Genomic DNA, 16,063 nt, shown 5'->3' with positions numbered 1-16,063 from the left:
CTGTTCGAGGGCGAGCGCCGGATCGAGGTGCGCCCACGCTCCGATTTCCCGGTCGCGCTGCGTGATCCGGTCCAGACAGCGCTCGGGGGATCAGCGGTCGTGCAGGTGCAGGCGGCGCGGACCCGGACCCTGCTGGGCGAGCACATCGCCCGGGTTCGCCAGCGGACAGCTGCTCAGGCTCAGGCAGCCGCAACCGATGCAGCCGGAAAAGCTGTCGCGCAGCTCGGTCAGTTCCTCGATGCGTTCGGTGAGCCGGTCGTGCCAGCGCTGCGACAACCGCGCCCAGTCCGCGGCGGTGGGCACCCGGCTGTCCGGCAGCGAGTCGAGCGCGTCCCGGATCTCGTCGAGCGACACCCCGACACCCTGCGCGACGCGGATGAACGCCACCCGGCGCAGGGTGTCGCGCCGGTACCGCCGCTGATTTCCGGACGTGCGGCGGCTGGTGATCAGGCCGCGCGACTCGTAGTAGTGCAACGCCGAGACGGACACGCCGGAACGCTCGGACAACTGCCCGGGCGTGAGCCACACGGACGCGGTCATCGGCACCGTCCTCGGATTCGGGGGAAGCACGTCGAGCATCTGCGGTGCACAGTACCGACTTGTCGGAGATTCTGGACCACGGCAGAACATCCGCAGCCCGGGAGGTTCCGTGAACGCCGACATCCCACCCGAGCGACCCGTTCGTCGCTACCGGCGCGGTCGCGCGCACCGCCTCGAGAACACCGTCACGAGTGCACTCGTCCGCCTGGGCCTGATCCCGCACTCGTACCTGCTCACCACCCGCGGCAGGCGCACCGGCCGGCCGCGATCGAACCCGGTCACCGTGGTCGAACACGACGGGCACCGATGGCTCGTTGCCCCGTACGGCGCCGTGCCCTGGGTGCACAACGCGCGCGCGGCCGGGGTGGTGCGCCTGACCCGCCGGTGCACCGCCCGGAGCTACACGGTCGAGGAAGTCTCCGCACGCGAGGCGGCACCGGTGCTGAAACGGTATGTGGCGGTCGCGTCCGCCACGCGCGACTACTTCCGGGCGGATCCGGGCGCGCCTGCCGCGGAATTCGAGAAGGAAGCCGGGCTGCATCCGGTGTTCCGGCTGACCGAGGTGCCGGAGCGCGAAGGGGAGTGACCCCTCGTTTATGTCACTGTGACGATTGGGGTGGAGGGTGGAGCGCAGTCGGGGAGAGGTGGTGCAGCACCGAGGCGTCCGGTGGGGTGGGTGCCGGAGCGGGACGGGACGCGATGCGGCAGGCTCGATTCGTCGGCTGTGCACCTGGCGGGGAGGTTGGGTGCTGCGCGGCGGAGGGGCGGCGGTCCGTTGCTATTCGCAAACGATCTGCGCGAAAGCGTGCGGACGAAAAGGGAAGTGCCGCAAGATATTTGATGGATAACGGTGATTATCCATCATTGAGATTTATCCATCGTCGAGGTGGATGCGGTCGGCGACCCGAGTGGGGGCGGGTGACCTCGGAGTGTGTCTGTTCGGCTGTAGCGCTGTGCGTACAACGACCGCGAAATCTGGATGTGCTGTCGTTGCGACGCCGTGGCGCGAAGGTGCCGGCGCATGTCCGCGGTGTGCGCCGGCGGTACGCAAACCGCGGTCGAGTCGTCGGAAGCCCGGTCCGGGCGGTCGCGAGCCGGGGCTAGGTCGAGCCCGAACCGGGGCTGGTTGGGGCGCCTCGGGTGCCCGGGCGTGTGGGGCCGACCGCCAGTAGGGTGTACGCGCACCCGAGGATTTCACCCCGGGACCACCACCACGCGATCGGTCGGGAAGGCCCGGATCTCAACTACTTGACATAATGTTGATTATCGGCAATTTGGATATGCGCTTCGACCTGGGATTTCACTGACTCTGCCGGGTGTCGCCGCCGCGCCGTGTTCGTGTGTCGCGACACCGTCCGCCTCTGTCGTTCGCCGCCAACTGTCGCTGCGCATCGCGCACCCTCGTCGGGTGTGCGCGCTTCGCTCGGTTCTCGGCGTCCGCCACCGCCCGCGCGCCGCGACCCGTCCATCCGGCCCGCATCCCGGATCTGCCAGGTTCGCGTCGGATCCGGTCTTCCCGGCTCTCGGCGGGTTCGGCCGACCCTGCCGCCTCGTCCCCTCCCTGCAGCCCCGCGAACCCATGAATTCGTCACAGTGACGGTTTGTGGTGGGTGTGCCGGGATGCCGGAACAGATCCGTCGCCGTCGATATCATCGGCGCGACGGTGACGACGCAGAACTGGGAGGTTCGGTGGTGGAACCCCGGCTCGCGCGGTTCTGGGTGGTCCTCGCGCTCACGACCGTCCCGTTCTATATGTGGGGCGCACTAACCGGCGGCGACCTGGTCGTGGCGGGTGCGCAGCTGCCGGTCAGTGCCCTGATGTTCGTGTGCCCGGCCGTCGCGGCCCTGGCGGCCGGCGGCGGACCCCGAGCGGCCTGGCGGCGCATGCTCACGAGGCCGCGTGCCTTCTGGGTGGGGTTCGCGCTCGTGGTTCCGGCCGCGGCGACGAGGGTGTCGTCGCTGATGATCGCCGGCGGCGGACTCGACGGGATCCCGTCGTCGCTGCCGCTGGTGGCCGGTGCGTACCTCGTGGCCGCGGTGTGCGAGGAGCTCGGCTGGACCGGGGTGCTGATGCCGGCGCTGTTGCGTCGTCACGGCGTCCTGTATGCGGGCACCGTGATCGGCGTCGTCTGGGCGCTGTGGCACCTGATTCCGTATCTGCAGGCCGGGTACGCGCCGGGAATGTTGCTCGGTCAACTCGGCTTCACGGTGGTCTTCCGGATCCTGCTCGTGCAGATGACGGTCGCCGGCAACGGTGCGCCGATAATTGCCGTGCTCGGGCACGCCTCCTACAACGTGGCGTGGACCCTGCTGGACGCGCGCGACGCCTACTCGCCCGCGGCGGCCGCGGTGGCGGTGGCCGTCCCCGTGGCCGTCCTGGCGGGGATGCACTTCGGCGAGCGAAACCGGCGGAAACCGGTGCCGGACCGCGGGTGGTGACCCGACTCCCCTGCTTCGGCCCTCCCAACCACACCGGCTCAAAACGTCACTGTGACGTAAAGATGCGTCACGACGCTCGGCGGAGACGCCGCAACTGGCCGGACAGGTACTGCCGTGCGCGGCGGTGCCCGCCCTCGCCGGCCAGTTCGACCGCGAGTTCCTCGAGCAGTCGTGCGAGCAGGTCCTCGTCGGGGGTCCAGCCGTCGCGGCGCCGGCATCGGTCGAGCCAGTCGACCGGGCCGGTGTGACCGCGGTCGGCGTTGCAGCGCGAGCAGGCGGCGGCCTCGTTGGCGACGGTGCTGGGACCGCCCTTCAGGCGCGGCACGAGGTGTTCGGTGGTCGGCCGGATCAGCCGGCCGAAGCGGCGTCCGCACCACAGGCACCGGCCGTGCTGCCGGTCCACGGCGATGGCGAGTCGGGCGGCGCGGTCCACCTGTCGATGGTGACCGAACGGCGAGCCGGACGCCAGCCGCGTGGATGGCCGGATGTCGTCGAAAGACACGGTCGTTGGACTCTGCTCAGCTGCGGCCGAATGACGTTACGCTGGGCACACTTTCAACAAAGGAGGGCTTTTTCCGTGAGTGACCACGAAGTGAAGATGATCGTGCTGTCGACCGACGACCTCGACGAGTCGATCAAGTTCTACAGCGAAACCCTGGGGATGGCACTCAAGTTCCGCGACGGCACGCATTTCGCCGCTCTCGACGGCGGCGGGGTGACCCTGGCGCTCGCGACCGCGGTCGATCATCCGATCCACGGGCAGGTGGTCGTCGGCATCAAGACCGCCGACGTGGACGCCGCGGCGAAGGCGATCGAGGAGGCCGGCGGCGGCATCGTGAAGGGCCCGTACGACGACGCACACGAGCGTCGAGCCGTGGTGTACGACAACAAGGGCAACGGCCTGGTGTTCTACAGCCCGCTGAAGCGCTGACGCACCTCCGCACCCCCGGTCCGGTGACCTGCCCGGATCGGGGGTGCGTGCGTTGTTGCACTGCGCTACGATCGGTAGCAGACTGCTACACACACCCGATGCGTTGCGTCGGACCAGGAGGTTCGTGATGGCGCCCTACACCGACAAGGTCACCCGCTTCGACGCCGAACTCGTCGACAGCGCCATCGCCGAAGGTGGCCGCCAGAACCGCACCGGACGCCAGCAACTCGAGTACTGGGCGCGCATCGGCCGGGCCATGACCGCCCACGAGACCGCGGCCCTGCGCCGCGTGCAGGAGGCCCTCGCCGGGAACCGGCCGACCACCGATCTCACCGTCGCCGAAGGACGATTGTTCAACGCGGAGATCGACGCCCGCATCGCCGACAGCCTCGCGCACGCCGACTACGCCGGCGCTCTCGCCGCGCGCGGCGTCACCACGGTCGTGCTCGACGACGAGGGCCGACTCGTCGAGCAGCGTCCCGACGGCACGACGCGGGTGCTCGACGCCGAATGAGGCGTCTGGATCTGATCATCGGCCCGAACGGTGCCGGTAAATCGACGTTCGTCGAGTTGACCCTCGCTTTCCTGCTGCCGCGCAGCGTGTTCGTCAACGCGGATGTGATCGCGCGGCAGAAGTGGCCGGATCGGGCCGAGGAGATGTCGTACGAGGCCGCGCAGCTGGCGGCCGCCGCACGGGATCGGCTGCTCGAGCAGGGCCGCTCGTTCATCGCCGAGACGGTGTTCTCGCATCCGTCGAAGCTCGAGCTGATCGAGCGGGCCCAGGTCGCGGGGTTCACCGTGGTGGTGCACGTGATGCTGGTGCCCGAGGCGATGTCGGTGCGGCGTGTGGCGTATCGGGTGGAAGCGGGTGGGCATTCGGTGCCGGAGGACAAGATCCGGTCCCGGTATCGGCGGTTGTGGCCGCTGGTGGTCGAGGCGATCCGGCGCGCGGATCAGGCGACGGTGTACGACACCGCCTCGGGGACCCCGGCGGTGGTGGCCAGGTTCGCCGCCGGGGTTCCCGTGGGTGTTCTCCGCTGGCCCGGGTGGGCGCCGGCGGAGCTCACCGAGTTGGGATGAGCCGGATCCTGCGGCTCAGTCCTCGGCGCTGCGCGTGGTGAACGGCAGCACCAGCCGCGAGGGGTGTGCGGCGTCGCGGTAGATCTTGTGCGTGACCGGGCGGCCGACGGGCAGGTGGAAGGCGTCCGGCGGGAGCAGCGCGTTGTGTTCGTCGGCGAGCGGTTCGTTGTTGGACAGTTCCACGACGAGCTTGTGGCCCGGCATGAAGGTGTTGGCGAACGGGTAGAGCCGCAGCACGTATTCCTCGATGGTGCCGGGTTCGACCGGTACGGCGCGGGTGTGCGGGTGGAAGGGGTTGCCTTCGGTGGTGCGCTCGTCGAGTTCGCGGTGGGAGGCCTTGAGGTAGCCGGTGGTGATCAGCTGCCGCTTGCCGTTGGGGGCGTAGTCCCACATGCGGAGGATGAAATTGGTGTCCGGCTGGTCGATCTCGGCGAAGATGTGTGCGGCGCCGGTGCCGATCATCTCGGTGGGCTCCTCGAAGACGGGGGTCTCCCACTCGAGGATCTCGACCTTGTCGGTGACGGTGAGCGGCGCCTGGTAGAAGCCGTCGGGGGCGGCGTACTGCGCGCCCATCGGTTCGGGTTCGGTGGACAGCTTGCGGCGCGGGCGCAGGTACAGCGACCGGTAGTCGACGTCCTTGGGCGGCCACTGGTCGGCGGTGACGCGCTGCCGGGAGCCTTCGACGAAGACGTTCACGGCGGGTTCGTCCATGATGCCGTTGTCGATGCCCTTGATCCAGTAGTCGTACCAGCGGAACATCTTGTCGTGCTCTTCGATGAAGGGCCGGGACTGCATGGGCGGGTAGGGGCCGATGTCGAGCTTCTTCGGTCCCTGCAGGGCGTGGAACAGTTCGATGGTGCCGTCCATCGTCCAGCCGCGGCCCTGATCGATCTGCAGGTAGACGGGGATGTCGATGTTGCGGGCGAGGTTGACGGGGTTGCGTTCCTCGTACCAGTCACCGTCGAGTTCGTTGGTGATGATGTCGAACCACGCCTCGTGGTGCTTGGGGTAGTTCAGCACGTGCACGAGGTTCGGCCAGGCGGCGACGTCGGGGTCGGCGAGGCGTTCGGCGACGCGCTTGGCGATCTCCTCCGGCGTGTAGGTCTCGAGCATGCGGGACTTGACGTTGTCGGTGAACGCCCAGCCGGAGTCGCCGCCGCGGCCCTCGCGGGCGGCGCGCGGCATGAACCACATGATGCCGCCGTGGTAGGTGGTCTCGTAGAAGTCGTAGTGGCCGCCGGAGACGAAGATCGCCTTCAGGTGCGGTGGGCGTTCCGCGGCGGCGAGGACCTGCATCGACCCGAAGTAGGAGATGCCGATCATGCCGACGTTGCCGTCGCACCAGGGCTGGGCGGCGACCCATTCGATGAAGTCGTAGGCGTCCTGGCCGAGCGGGACGCCCCCGGCGTTGTAGTTGCCGATGTGCTCGCCGTCGGAGGCTCCGGATCCGCGGAGGTCGCCGATGACGTGGACGTAGCCCTCGGACACGACGCGGGCGATGTCGCCGGCTTCGATGCAGCCGTCCCACATGGGGCTGGGCCGGCGTTGCGGCGGTGTCGTCAGGGCGAGGGCCTGTAGTTCCTTGCCGTAGGGGCTGAGGGCGACGAGGGCGGGGCGGGGCTTGTCGTCGACGCCCTCGTAGGTGTCCGCGGCCAGTTCGACGCCGTCGCGCATCGGGATCCGCAGGTTCTTGCGGATACGGATGGTCTGTCCGCCCGCGTCGAATTCCTGGAGCTCGGCCATGGGTCTGCGATTCCTCTTCTGTGTCAGGACTTCTGGGTGTACTGGGTGCGGTAGCCGTGCAGCGTCGTGAAGAACGGGGACGGTTCGAGGGTGGGATCGCCCCGGTAGCCGAGTTCGTCGGCGACGGGGGCGAACGGCGAGTACGCCGACTCGGTTTCGAGCAGGCCGCCGCAGAGGCAGCGGTGCGCGGCGCCGCGCACTCCCCCTTCGATCTCGAGGCTTTCGCGCAGCGCCTCGGCCGCCTGGGTGCGGTCGAGTTCGACGCCGTAGGCGACTCCGTCGGCGCGTCGGTAGGGGTGTCCCAGGTACAGGTGCTGCGGGTCGATCTCGTCGCGCAGGTACTGCAGGCTGGCCCGGTAGGCCTCGGGGTCCTCGTAGCCGGGGAATCCGTTGGCGGCGCCGTGGACCTGCACGGCGTCGCCGACGAACACGTCGTTCTGTCCGTCGACGACGTACGCGACGGATCCGGCGGTGTGCCCGGGGATCGAGTGCACCGAGACGGTGACGTCGCCGCCGAGCGAGAGGGTTTCGCCGCCGCGCACGAGCATCGTCGGTTCCATCTCGCCGGAGATGACGGCCTGCGCGGCCGCGGTCACCTTGGCGTCCCCGTCCGGGTCCTTCAGGTATCTGCCGCGGGCCCCGAGGTATTCGTCGACGTGCGCCTGCCGCGAGCGCAGCAGGTGGGCGTCGGCCTCGTGGATGACGACCTGGGCTTTGCGGCCGGTCGCCTCCCACAGGGCGTGCGCTCCCCCGATGTGGTCGATGTGGCCGTGGGTGAGCAGGATCCAGCGCACGTCCTCGATGCGGCGGCCGAGCGCCGCGAGCGCGGGGGCCATGCCCTCGGCCGGGGACGACGCGATGCCGGTGTCGACGATCGCGGGCTGTTCGGCGTCGATGAAGAACGTGTAGAGACCGAACCGGCCCCACGGCGACACGATCGGGTGGATCTTTACCTCGGCCATGTCACTTGCCCTGCCGCAGGAAGTCCGCGGTCTCGTCGAAGACCTGCGCGAATTCGGGGATCCACGCGAAGTTCTGGACGAAGCCGTGGTTGGCGCCCGCGTACCGGCGGACCGTCACGGGCACACCGGCGTCGGCGAGACGCGCGCCGTAGAGTTCGCCTTCGTCGCGCATCGGGTCGTATTCGGCGGTGACGATCAGCGCGGCCGGGAGCCCGGTCAGGTCGGTGCGCTTGATCGGTGAGACGCGCGGGTCGGCGGGGTCGGCGCCGCTGGCGAAGTAGAAGGAGTTGAAGGCGGGCAGCCCGGCGGTTTCGACTCCGTAGCCTTCGGCGTTCTCGCGCAGGGATGGGTAGCGGTCGACGTCGAAGTCCAGATCCAGCGACGGGTAGTACAGGATCTGGTGGGTGATGCGGTCGAAGCCCTGGTCGTGGGCGGCGGCCGCGACGGCGGCGACGAAGGTGCCGCCGGAGGAGTCCCCGGCGAGGGCGAGGGTGTCGCCGTTCCAGTGCAGGTCGTCGCCGTGGTCGGCGACCCAGCGGACGATGGTGAGGCAGTCGTCCAGGCCGGCGGGGAACGCCGCTTCGGGGGCGCGGCGGTAGCCGACGGACACGACCGTGCAGCCGGTGGCCTTCGCGAGGTGGCGGGCGACGTGGTCGTGGGTGTCGAGGCTGCCGAGGAAGAACGCGCCGCCGTGGAAGTACACGACGATGCCGTGGGTGTCGGCCGCATCGGGGGTGTAGATGCGGACGGGCACTCCGTCGGCGGTGGTGTCCTCGACGGCGTGCAGGGGCAGGCGCTCGGCGAGCGGTGGCACATGGGCTTCCTCACCGGCGCGCAGGGCGGCCGGGTCGAGGGGGCCGGGCGGTGGGGCGGGCAGGGTCGCGAGGATCTTCGCGATCTCGGGGTGCAGCGTCATGGGTCAGGCCTGTGCCTCGGTGACGGGCTGCTGGGAGGCCGGCTTCTGGCCCGGGAAGACGTCGCTGACCTCGTCCTCGGTCCAGCCCTGCCGGGAGATGCGCTGCAGCTCGTCGGTGACGGGCTTGCGTTCGGCCTGGTACCGGGCGAGCGCCTCCTTGACGGAGTCGGCGTCGCGGAGGGCGTCGGCGAGGACACCGGCGTCGAGGATCGCCGAGTTCGCGCCCTGGCCCTGGTGGTGGAGCATGGAGTGGGCGGCGTCGCCGACGAGGACGACGGAGTCGGAGTGCCAGGTGTCGACGGGGTCGATGTCGTAGACGCCGCGGACGTTGACCTTGTCCATGTCGAGGCCGGCGGTGATCGCGACGATGCGCTCGTCGAAGCCGTCGACGGTGGCGAGCATGTCGTCCTTGCTGACCTGCGGTGCCCAGTTGCTGTCGGGGCACAGGGCGGTGATGTCGAAGGAGACCTGGTTGCGGTGGCGCAGCGGCAGCAGGTACACCTTGGTGCCCTTGCCGATGTACATGCGCAGGTTGTCGTCGGTGACCATGCCGTGTGCGTCGGCGATGTCGATGACGGCGCGATAGGCGCGTTCGCCGGAGAACACCGGTTCCTGCTCGCTGAACAGCTGCCGGCGGACGACGGACTTGATGCCGTCGGCGCCGACGACGAGGTCGGCTTCGACGGTGGTGCCGTTGGTGAAGGTGAGGGCGGCCTTGTCGCCGCGGTCGGTGATGGTCTCGAGCTTGTGGCCGAGTTTGACCATGCCCTCGGGCAGCACACCGACGAGGGCGTCGATGAAGTCGCCGCGGTGGATCAGGTGGGTGTTCTTCTGGTCGCCGTGGGCGGGCCAGGTGTCCTTCATGATCGGATCGTCGGTGGCGGTGAGGATCTCGAAGTAGTCACTCGGGGAGCTGACGTTCGCGATGGCGTCGAAGATCCCCCACTCGCGGAAGCGTTCCATGCTGGACGGGCGCAGGCCGATGCCGGCGCCGACCTCGCGGATCTCGGTGGCCTGTTCGTAGACGGTGACGTCGGCGCCGAGCAGGCTCAGGGCCTTGGCGGCGGCGGCGCCGGCGTAGCCTGCGCCGACGATCGCGATGGTGAGGTTCTTCAGGTCGGAGGACTGCATGAGGGTCTCTCTCTGGGTGGGCGCGGCGATGCGCCGGAGGTGTGGGGTCAGGCCTGGATGGTGAGGAAGTCGGCGGGGTTCTCGACGAACAGCTTGGTGATGGTGGCGTCGTCGAGGCCGGCTTCGCGCAGGTCCGGGATGAGGTCTTCGAACAGGTAGTTCACGGTGTGTCCCTTGACGCCGGGCCAGCCGAGTGGGCTGCAGTTGGCGTCGACGCCGGCGAGGGCCTGATCGAGGTGGCCGGCGCCCAGGAAGCGGAGGAAGTGGTCGAGGCGCTGTTGGCGGGGGCGGGCCCAGAACGGCGGGTCCTCGAGTTCGGTTTCGTAGCCGAAGGTGTCGAATCCGACGCGGCCGCCCTGCTGGGCGATCCAGGTGTCGCGGGTCTTCTCGGAGTTGACGCCGTCGTCGGCGTGCCCGAACAGCACGCGGTGCAGGGGCAGGCCTTCCTCGGTGAAGATGGCGATGGCGTTCTCGGCGTCGATCGCGAGGTGGGTGAGGATCGGGACGCCGGTCTCGAGGGCGGCGCGGGCGGCGGCGCGGTAGATGCGCTTGTCGAGGTCGGTCATCTTGCCGCCGCGGCTGACCCCGACCTTGATGACGCCGGCGCGGCTGCCGGTGTCGCCGATGCCGACGGTGATCTCGTGCACGAACTGGCGGGTCAGGTAGTCGACGTCGGCGCGTTCGAAGAACGGCAGGGCGGTGTCGCCGCCGACGAAGCCGGTGCAGGCGACGATGTGCACGCCGGTCTTGGCGGACAGTGACTTGTAGTAGTCGATGTCGCGGCCGTTGCAGATGCCGGTGACGTCGACGAAGGTGCCGCCGCCGTATTCGTGGAACTTGCGCAGCTTCGGGACGGTTTCCTCGTAGCGGACCTCGGGGGTCTTCCACCAGCGGGTGTCCAGTTCGGAGCCGGGCATGCCGTACCCGATGTGCTCGTGGATGGCGACGATGCCCAGTTCCTCGGGCGCGATCGGACCCAGGACGGTGTTCACTCTCGACACAACAATTCCCCTTCGGGACGAAGACTTCGGTGGTGGGTGGTCGGCGCTCGCGCGGGTCAGCGCACGCCCAGCAGTTGCTGCGGGTTGGCGGTGAGGATGCGCTGCACGGTGTCGTCGGCGACGCCGGCCGCGGTCAGCTGCGGCACGAAGCCGGTCAGCACGTGGCCGAAGGGGATGTCCCGGGCGGGGTGTCCCTTCGCGACGCCGGTGGCGTTGGACGACAACAGGATCCGGTGGCCGAGCCCGGCGTCGACGAGGTCGCGGACGAGGGCGGCGCGTTCGGTGTCGGAGATGTGCTCGTCGTCCTCGGTGCCGACGTGGTCGAGGGCGAGGTAGGCGCCGCGGCGGGCGATCTCGGCGGGGATCCCGGCGGTGACGGCGTCGCGGCGGTCCAGTCCGCCGACGACGATCCGGTCGGCGGCCAGGTTCTCGTCGAGGGCGATGTCGAGGTCGGCGACGGCGTCCTTGCCGTAGCGCAGCGACACGGCGACGCCGGTGTCGCGGCCGGCGCGGGCGGCGCCGCGGAACAGGCTCTCCTCGGTGGCGGTCATGCCGTCCGGGTTGGCGGCGGTGGCGACCAGGCCGGCGGGGCCGCGGCGCTCGACGCGGGGCACGACCATGCCCTCGGTGATCTCCTTGGTGAACAGGTCGGCGAACTTCTCCGCGGGCCACGGGGTGGGCGGGTTGGTCTGCGGGGTGAGGAAGTAGCCGCCGAGCAGGTTCTCCGGGCCGAGGCCGGTGGAGGCGACGATGTGCACTCCGGAAGCGCGGGAGAGGTTTTCGTAGAGGGGCACGTCGCGGCCGTGGAACATGCCGGTGGCGTCGACGAGGGTGCCGCCGCCCGCGGCGCGGAACTCGCGGAGCTTGCCGAGCAGCGTGGTGAAGATTTCGGCGCGGTCGAAGTCGATGTCGTAGGCGTGCTGGGCGCCGGGCAGCACCGAGAGCAGGGCCTCGTGGACGGCGACGATACCGAGTTCGTCGGCGGGAACCGGGCCGAGAACGGTGTGGACGGTGGGGGTCGCGGTCGCGGGGCCGGTCATCGGCACTTCCTTTCGTCGACGTCGCACGGAGACGTCCGTGGTGCGAGTCACAGTACGGATTCGGATTACACACTGTCAAATGACTTTGCGAATCGAATCGTCACTGTACCCGTCGGTAAGGCGGGTGCGCCGCTAGGATTCCTGTTCATGTCACTCCGTGCCGCGCAGAAGCAGATGACCTACGAGCTCTTCCTCACCAAGGCGCTCGAACTGTTCGGCACCAAGGGCTACGCCGCCACCACCATCGACGACATCGCCACCGCCGCGGGCTCCACCCGCACCACCTTCTACCTGCACTTCTCGTCGAAGGCCGACGTGATGAGCGCGCTGCTGACCAAGGTCGACTCGATCCTCACCGCGGCCGACGACCCGTCGCTGACCGCGGTGGTCGCGTCCGGTTCGCGCGCGCTGATCCGCCAGTGGCTCGACCGCAAACTGACCCAGTGGGACGAGATCAAGCCCTACATGACGGCCTCCTATCAGGCGGCGCACGACCCGGTCGTGGCCGCGAAGACCGAGCAGTGGTTCGAGGACGCGGTCACCGACATGACCGAAGGGTTGAACCAGGCCGTCCGGCTGGACCCGGACCGCCGGCGGATCCGGTGCGTGCTCGCCTTCGGGCAGCTCGAACACATGTCCCGGCGCTACTTCTCCATCGGCTGGCGCACCCCGCGCGAGATCTGCCTCGAGGAACTGACCGACTCGTGGTGCTATCTGCTCGGCGCCGAGGACTGAGCGGGCGGCTGCGCCGCCGGTGTGTACTTGTGGCGGTCCCAGGCGCCACAAGTACACACCGGCGCGTCAGCGCACGTCAGCGCCCGGCGTCGAAATCGGTGGCGGTGACCAGGATCTCGCGCAACCAGGCGATGAACTCGGTGTCGGCCAGGCGCGGATTCCACACCATGTCGATGCCCAGGGGCGGCACCGGCAGCGGGAATTCCTCGATGCGCAGCGGCATCTGGCGGCGCATCTGCATCGCGACCCGGTAGGTGTGGATCGCGACCCCACCGGCGCGTCCCACCAGGTGCGGCACCAGCAGGAAATCGGAGACCAGCCGGCCGATCCCGTAGGGCACCCCGGCCGCGTCCAGCGCCGCGTAGGGCGTGATGCGGTGCCGCGCGTCGTAGGTGGTGTGCGGCACCGACTCCAGCAGCTCGAGCGCCGAGGCGTCCGGGGCGGTGTCGGGATGGGCGACGACCACCCACCGGTTCTCGTAGAGCCGCTCGCGCGGATAGGGCGCGGAGAACGCCTCCGACACCAGTACCACGTCCACGCCGTCGTCGGTGAAATCGGCCGGCTGCGGCTCGACGAAGGTACGCAGCCGCACCGTCGCGTGCGGGGCGCGCTGCGCGATCAGCCGGGTCAGTTCCGGGCCGACCACGAAGGCGGTGCTGTTGGTCATCGCCAGGGTGATGGTGCGGGTGTCCCGGGCCGGGTCGAAGCGGGGGAAGTTCACCACCCGCGCGGTCTGCCGCAGCATCTCCCGCAGCGGCGCGATCAGCTCGAGAGCGCGGGGGGTGAGCGCCAGCCCACTCCCCTGCCGCACCACCAGCTCGTCGCCGATCAACCGGCGCATCCGTCCCAGGGCGTGGCTCATCGCCGGTTGCGTCATCCCGACCCGCGCGGCGGCGCGGGTGACCGAGCGTTCCTCGAGCACCGCCAGCAGCGGGACCAGCAGGTTGAGGTTGATCGCGGCCAGCCGCGCGAGGTCGGGATCGGCGGGGTGCTCCGGGGGTGGATTCACCCACATGAATCTAGCCGGACGTCGGGACCGTGCCGGGGAGCTGTCCGGTGGCCGCGGCGCGCCGCAACCGCGGAATCGGGATGCGGTGGTTGATCGCCACCGCCACCCCGGCGCCGTCCGGATGCCGCCAGTGCAGCAGCGCCGGCCCGTGCGGATCCTCGCCGGCGAGGAAGGTCGGGTCCCCGTCCACCGGCAGATGCCCGATCGCCTTGAGATGCAGCCCGAACTGTTCGGTCCAGAAGTACGGGTCGGCATCGAACTCGGGGGCGTCGTCCCCGCGCAGCAGAGCGACCGCGGCGACCCGGGCCTGCTCGATCGCGCTGTTCCACAACGGGATCCGGCGCACGATCCCGCGGACCGGCAGGTGCGCGACGTCCCCGGCGGCGACGATGCCCGGCGCGACCCGGCCGCGGGCGTCGGCGACCAGGCGGCCGTCGGTGAGCAGCCCGGAGTCCTGCAGCCACTCGACGTTGGGGATGTCCCCGATCGCGGCGACCACCAGTTCCGCGGTGACGCGGGTGCCGTCGTCGAGGGTCACCGCGCCGGCGTCGACGCCGGCGGCGGTGCCGTAGACGATCTTCACGCCGGCGGCGGTCGCGGCGGTGGTGAACACCTCGGACAGGTACCCACCGAACTGCGGGCGCATCGGTGCGGTGTCGGCGACGACGGTGACCTCGCAGCCGGCCTGCACGGCCGCGGACGCGACCTCCATGCCGAGCGGGCCGGCGCCGACGACCGCCACCGACGGACGCTCCGCGAGCCGGTCGCGCAGCAGCAGCGCGTCGTCGAGGGTGCGCAGCACCAGCGCGTCCCGGCCGAGCCGGCGGGCCCGGGTGCCGGTGGCGATCACGAGCCCGTCGAAGGGCAGGTCGCGCCCGTCGTCGAGCCGCACCGTCCGGGCGGCGACGTCCAGGCCCACCGCGGCGACGCCGAGCAGCTCGGTGGCGCCGTGCGCGGGGGCGGCGAGCTCGTGCGAGCCGCCGTCGGTGAGCAGCGCCTTCGACAGCGCCGGCCGCGAGTAGGCGGGCACCGGTTCGTCACCGACGACGGTGAGCTCCCCGTAGAACCCGGCGGTGCGCAGGCTGTCGCAGGCGGTCTGCCCGGCGATGCCGTTGCCGACCACGACGATCCGGTGCATCCCCGGGGTCTGTGCGGCACTCATGCGAGTTTGAGGGCGGCGACGGGGCACACGCGCACGGCGGCACCGGCGGTGGCGGCCCGCGGGTCGCCGTCGTCGAGATCCTCGACGTCGAGGATCAGCTCACCGTCGTCGTCGAGGTGCATCAGCTCGGGTGCGGCCTCCTCGCACAGTCCGTGGCCTTCGCAGCGGGGGCGGTCGAGGGTGATCTTCATGACGGGACAACCTCCAGGATCTCGAGTGCGTCGATGGAGCGGGTGGTGTTGCTGGGCAGCCGGATCGGGTCGGCGGCGACCAGGCGGCGGGCGTGCTTGGCCAGGGCGGCGATGACCGCGTGCGCCTCGAGCCGGGCCAGTCCCTGCCCGGCGCAGCCGTGCGGGCCGTACCCGAAGGACAGGTGGTCGACCGGGTTGCGTTCGACCCGGAAGGTGTCCGGCTCGTCGTAGTGGCGCGGGTCGCGGTTGCCGGCGCCGAGCAGCACCGCCGCCTGCGCCCCGGCCGGGATCAGGTAGCCGTCGATCTCGACGTCGCGGGTGACCGCGCGGCCCCAGGCGTGCAGCGGCGCCCAGTAGCGCAGCACCTCCGCGAACGCGGCCGGCACCAGCGTCGGGTCGGCGCGCACGAGGTCGAACTGGTCGGGGAACGCCGCGAACAGGGCGATCAGGTTGCCGATCGAGGCGATGGTGGTGTCCACCCCGGCGCCGAGATACTGGTGGATGATGTGCCCGGCGCTGCCGGCGGGGACGGCGCCGCGCGCCTCGGCGTCGAAGATGCCGCGGCCGACCGAGCCGGGGGTCAGATCCTCGGCCTGCACCTGCGAGCACCACGCGTACAGCTCACCGGCGATGGGGAAGTTCTCGGCGGTGCGCTGGTTCATGGGGCCGAGGACCTCCATGGCGGCCTGGCCCCAGCGGAGCATGTTGGCGCGGACCTCGCCGGTGAAGCCGATGAGGTCGGCGACGATCTCGAGCGGGAAGGCGCGGGCGAGGGCGTCGATGGCTTCGAACGAGCCCTTTTCCACCAGGTCGGCGACGAGCGCGTCGGCCTTGGTCTCGATGGTGGACTTGAGGCCGCGCAGGGCCCGCGGCGAGAGGTTCTCGGTGAGGGTGGCGCGCAGTTCGGTGTGGATCGGTGGGTCTGATGCCAGGGAGGTGCCCTGGAGGGCCTCGTTTGCGGCCGGGTTGAAGGCGATGCTGCGGGAGGAGAACGTCGCGGTGTCGGCGAGGGCGCCGCGGATGACGTCGTAGCGGGTCAGGGCGTAGAGGTCGTGGGCGGGCAGGTACACCACCGGGCCGAGTTCCCGCAGTTCGGCGAAGGTGGGATAGGGGTCGGTGAGGATCTCGTCGGCGAACAGGTCGAGGTCGGAGCGCGGGGGGCTGGTGGTCATGCCTCCAGTGA

The 16,063-nt window shown here is 70.1% G+C and carries 18 protein-coding genes; 6 read left to right on the top strand and 12 right to left on the bottom strand.

Features of this window, described 5'->3' with window-relative positions:
• Nucleotides 1–90: 90 nt before the first annotated feature.
• Complete coding sequence (gene soxR, locus ACWDUD_RS05215; RefSeq protein WP_197252623.1) at nucleotides 91–540, bottom strand: redox-sensitive transcriptional activator SoxR; 450 nt, start codon at nucleotides 538–540, stop codon at nucleotides 91–93.
• 109 nt (nucleotides 541–649) lie between these two features.
• Here soxR and ACWDUD_RS05210 point away from each other — a divergent pair, with 109 nt between their 5' ends.
• Both ACWDUD_RS05210 and ACWDUD_RS05205 read left to right on the top strand, forming a co-directional pair.
• Nucleotides 650–1,126 (top strand): nitroreductase family deazaflavin-dependent oxidoreductase, encoded by a 477-nt coding sequence (locus ACWDUD_RS05210; RefSeq protein WP_450108569.1) that lies wholly within the window; start codon nucleotides 650–652, stop codon nucleotides 1,124–1,126.
• A gap of 1,106 nt (nucleotides 1,127–2,232) precedes the next feature.
• A complete protein-coding gene (locus tag ACWDUD_RS05205; RefSeq protein WP_450108568.1) occupies nucleotides 2,233–2,979 on the top strand; it encodes a CPBP family intramembrane glutamic endopeptidase in 747 nt (248 codons plus the stop codon).
• Nucleotides 2,980–3,046: 67 nt separating this feature from the next.
• Here ACWDUD_RS05205 and ACWDUD_RS05200 read toward each other — a convergent pair whose 3' ends face one another.
• Entirely contained in the window at nucleotides 3,047–3,412 is a 366-nt protein-coding gene (locus tag ACWDUD_RS05200; RefSeq protein ID WP_450108567.1) for an HNH endonuclease, read from the bottom strand.
• A gap of 144 nt (nucleotides 3,413–3,556) precedes the next feature.
• Between ACWDUD_RS05200 and ACWDUD_RS05195 the strand changes: the two genes are divergently transcribed.
• The 3 genes from ACWDUD_RS05195 (at nucleotide 3,557) to ACWDUD_RS05185 (ending at nucleotide 4,990) form a co-directional block, all read left to right on the top strand.
• The gene (locus ACWDUD_RS05195; RefSeq protein ID WP_248676617.1) at nucleotides 3,557–3,910 is read left to right on the top strand and encodes a VOC family protein; all 354 of its coding nucleotides are present in this window, start codon (nucleotides 3,557–3,559) and stop codon (nucleotides 3,908–3,910) included.
• A 127-nt stretch (nucleotides 3,911–4,037) separates the two neighbouring features.
• The gene (locus ACWDUD_RS05190; RefSeq protein WP_450108566.1) at nucleotides 4,038–4,424 is read left to right on the top strand and encodes a TA system antitoxin ParD family protein; all 387 of its coding nucleotides are present in this window, start codon (nucleotides 4,038–4,040) and stop codon (nucleotides 4,422–4,424) included.
• Nucleotides 4,421–4,990 (top strand): zeta toxin family protein, encoded by a 570-nt coding sequence (locus tag ACWDUD_RS05185; protein ID WP_450108565.1) that lies wholly within the window; start codon nucleotides 4,421–4,423, stop codon nucleotides 4,988–4,990. Before ACWDUD_RS05190 ends, ACWDUD_RS05185 begins: the two co-directional genes overlap by 4 nt.
• Before the next feature lie 15 nt (nucleotides 4,991–5,005).
• Here the strand turns inward: ACWDUD_RS05185 and ACWDUD_RS05180 are convergent, their stop codons facing one another.
• The 6 genes from ACWDUD_RS05180 to ACWDUD_RS05155 are packed head-to-tail and all read right to left on the bottom strand — an operon-like array spanning nucleotide 5,006 to nucleotide 11,783.
• Nucleotides 5,006–6,733 (bottom strand): CocE/NonD family hydrolase, encoded by a 1,728-nt coding sequence (locus tag ACWDUD_RS05180; RefSeq protein ID WP_450108564.1) that lies wholly within the window; start codon nucleotides 6,731–6,733, stop codon nucleotides 5,006–5,008.
• Between the two features lie 23 nt (nucleotides 6,734–6,756).
• Complete coding sequence (locus tag ACWDUD_RS05175; protein ID WP_450108563.1) at nucleotides 6,757–7,695, bottom strand: MBL fold metallo-hydrolase; 939 nt, start codon at nucleotides 7,693–7,695, stop codon at nucleotides 6,757–6,759.
• A 1-nt stretch (nucleotide 7,696) separates the two neighbouring features.
• On the bottom strand, nucleotides 7,697–8,611 hold the full coding sequence (locus ACWDUD_RS05170) for an alpha/beta hydrolase (RefSeq protein ID WP_450108562.1): 915 nt from the start codon (nucleotides 8,609–8,611) through the stop codon (nucleotides 7,697–7,699).
• A 3-nt stretch (nucleotides 8,612–8,614) separates the two neighbouring features.
• Nucleotides 8,615–9,742, bottom strand: coding sequence for an FAD-dependent oxidoreductase (locus ACWDUD_RS05165; protein WP_450108561.1), 1,128 nt, complete (start codon nucleotides 9,740–9,742; stop codon nucleotides 8,615–8,617).
• A gap of 47 nt (nucleotides 9,743–9,789) precedes the next feature.
• Nucleotides 9,790–10,743 carry a phosphotriesterase family protein gene (locus tag ACWDUD_RS05160; protein ID WP_450108560.1) on the bottom strand — a complete coding sequence of 318 codons (954 nt, stop codon included), beginning with the start codon at nucleotides 10,741–10,743 and terminating at the stop codon, nucleotides 9,790–9,792.
• 56 nt (nucleotides 10,744–10,799) lie between these two features.
• The gene (locus ACWDUD_RS05155) at nucleotides 10,800–11,783 is read right to left on the bottom strand and encodes a phosphotriesterase family protein (RefSeq protein WP_450108559.1); all 984 of its coding nucleotides are present in this window, start codon (nucleotides 11,781–11,783) and stop codon (nucleotides 10,800–10,802) included.
• A gap of 147 nt (nucleotides 11,784–11,930) precedes the next feature.
• Between ACWDUD_RS05155 and ACWDUD_RS05150 the strand changes: the two genes are divergently transcribed.
• A complete protein-coding gene (locus tag ACWDUD_RS05150) occupies nucleotides 11,931–12,518 on the top strand; it encodes a TetR/AcrR family transcriptional regulator (protein ID WP_450108558.1) in 588 nt (195 codons plus the stop codon).
• A gap of 76 nt (nucleotides 12,519–12,594) precedes the next feature.
• Here the strand turns inward: ACWDUD_RS05150 and ACWDUD_RS05145 are convergent, their stop codons facing one another.
• Genes ACWDUD_RS05145 through ACWDUD_RS05130 form a run of 4 tightly spaced genes read right to left on the bottom strand, consistent with a single transcriptional unit; the run spans nucleotide 12,595 to nucleotide 16,052 of the window.
• A complete protein-coding gene (locus ACWDUD_RS05145; protein ID WP_450108557.1) occupies nucleotides 12,595–13,533 on the bottom strand; it encodes a LysR family transcriptional regulator in 939 nt (312 codons plus the stop codon).
• Between the two features lie 4 nt (nucleotides 13,534–13,537).
• Complete coding sequence (locus ACWDUD_RS05140; RefSeq protein WP_450108556.1) at nucleotides 13,538–14,689, bottom strand: NAD(P)/FAD-dependent oxidoreductase; 1,152 nt, start codon at nucleotides 14,687–14,689, stop codon at nucleotides 13,538–13,540.
• Nucleotides 14,686–14,880 (bottom strand): ferredoxin, encoded by a 195-nt coding sequence (locus ACWDUD_RS05135; RefSeq protein WP_450108555.1) that lies wholly within the window; start codon nucleotides 14,878–14,880, stop codon nucleotides 14,686–14,688. The genes ACWDUD_RS05140 and ACWDUD_RS05135 overlap by 4 nt, the downstream gene beginning before the upstream one ends.
• On the bottom strand, nucleotides 14,877–16,052 hold the full coding sequence (locus ACWDUD_RS05130) for a cytochrome P450 (RefSeq protein WP_450108554.1): 1,176 nt from the start codon (nucleotides 16,050–16,052) through the stop codon (nucleotides 14,877–14,879). The genes ACWDUD_RS05135 and ACWDUD_RS05130 overlap by 4 nt, the downstream gene beginning before the upstream one ends.
• Between the last annotated feature and the right edge of the window lie 11 nt (nucleotides 16,053–16,063).

Source organism: Rhodococcus sp. NPDC003382, from assembly GCF_053589135.1.
This window is presented reverse-complemented; position numbering and strand designations above follow the sequence as displayed.

What these genes read in the sequence shown, in the direction of transcription:
- ACWDUD_RS05175 (WP_450108563.1), bottom strand. Translation starts at nt 7,695, where the DNA reads ATGGCCGAGGTAAAGATCCACCCGATCGTGTCGCCGTGGGGCCGGTTC.
- ACWDUD_RS05130 (WP_450108554.1), bottom strand. Translation starts at nt 16,052, where the DNA reads ATGACCACCAGCCCCCCGCGCTCCGACCTCGACCTGTTCGCCGACGAG.
- ACWDUD_RS05185 (WP_450108565.1), top strand. Translation starts at nt 4,421, where the DNA reads ATGAGGCGTCTGGATCTGATCATCGGCCCGAACGGTGCCGGTAAATCG.
- ACWDUD_RS05165 (WP_450108561.1), bottom strand. Translation starts at nt 9,742, where the DNA reads ATGCAGTCCTCCGACCTGAAGAACCTCACCATCGCGATCGTCGGCGCA.
- ACWDUD_RS05145 (WP_450108557.1), bottom strand. Translation starts at nt 13,533, where the DNA reads ATGTGGGTGAATCCACCCCCGGAGCACCCCGCCGATCCCGACCTCGCG.
- ACWDUD_RS05180 (WP_450108564.1), bottom strand. Translation starts at nt 6,733, where the DNA reads ATGGCCGAGCTCCAGGAATTCGACGCGGGCGGACAGACCATCCGTATC.
- ACWDUD_RS05170 (WP_450108562.1), bottom strand. Translation starts at nt 8,611, where the DNA reads ATGACGCTGCACCCCGAGATCGCGAAGATCCTCGCGACCCTGCCCGCC.
- ACWDUD_RS05140 (WP_450108556.1), bottom strand. Translation starts at nt 14,689, where the DNA reads ATGAGTGCCGCACAGACCCCGGGGATGCACCGGATCGTCGTGGTCGGC.
- ACWDUD_RS05190 (WP_450108566.1), top strand. Translation starts at nt 4,038, where the DNA reads ATGGCGCCCTACACCGACAAGGTCACCCGCTTCGACGCCGAACTCGTC.
- ACWDUD_RS05150 (WP_450108558.1), top strand. Translation starts at nt 11,931, where the DNA reads ATGTCACTCCGTGCCGCGCAGAAGCAGATGACCTACGAGCTCTTCCTC.
- ACWDUD_RS05155 (WP_450108559.1), bottom strand. Translation starts at nt 11,783, where the DNA reads ATGACCGGCCCCGCGACCGCGACCCCCACCGTCCACACCGTTCTCGGC.
- soxR (WP_197252623.1), bottom strand. Translation starts at nt 540, where the DNA reads ATGACCGCGTCCGTGTGGCTCACGCCCGGGCAGTTGTCCGAGCGTTCC.
- ACWDUD_RS05135 (WP_450108555.1), bottom strand. Translation starts at nt 14,880, where the DNA reads ATGAAGATCACCCTCGACCGCCCCCGCTGCGAAGGCCACGGACTGTGC.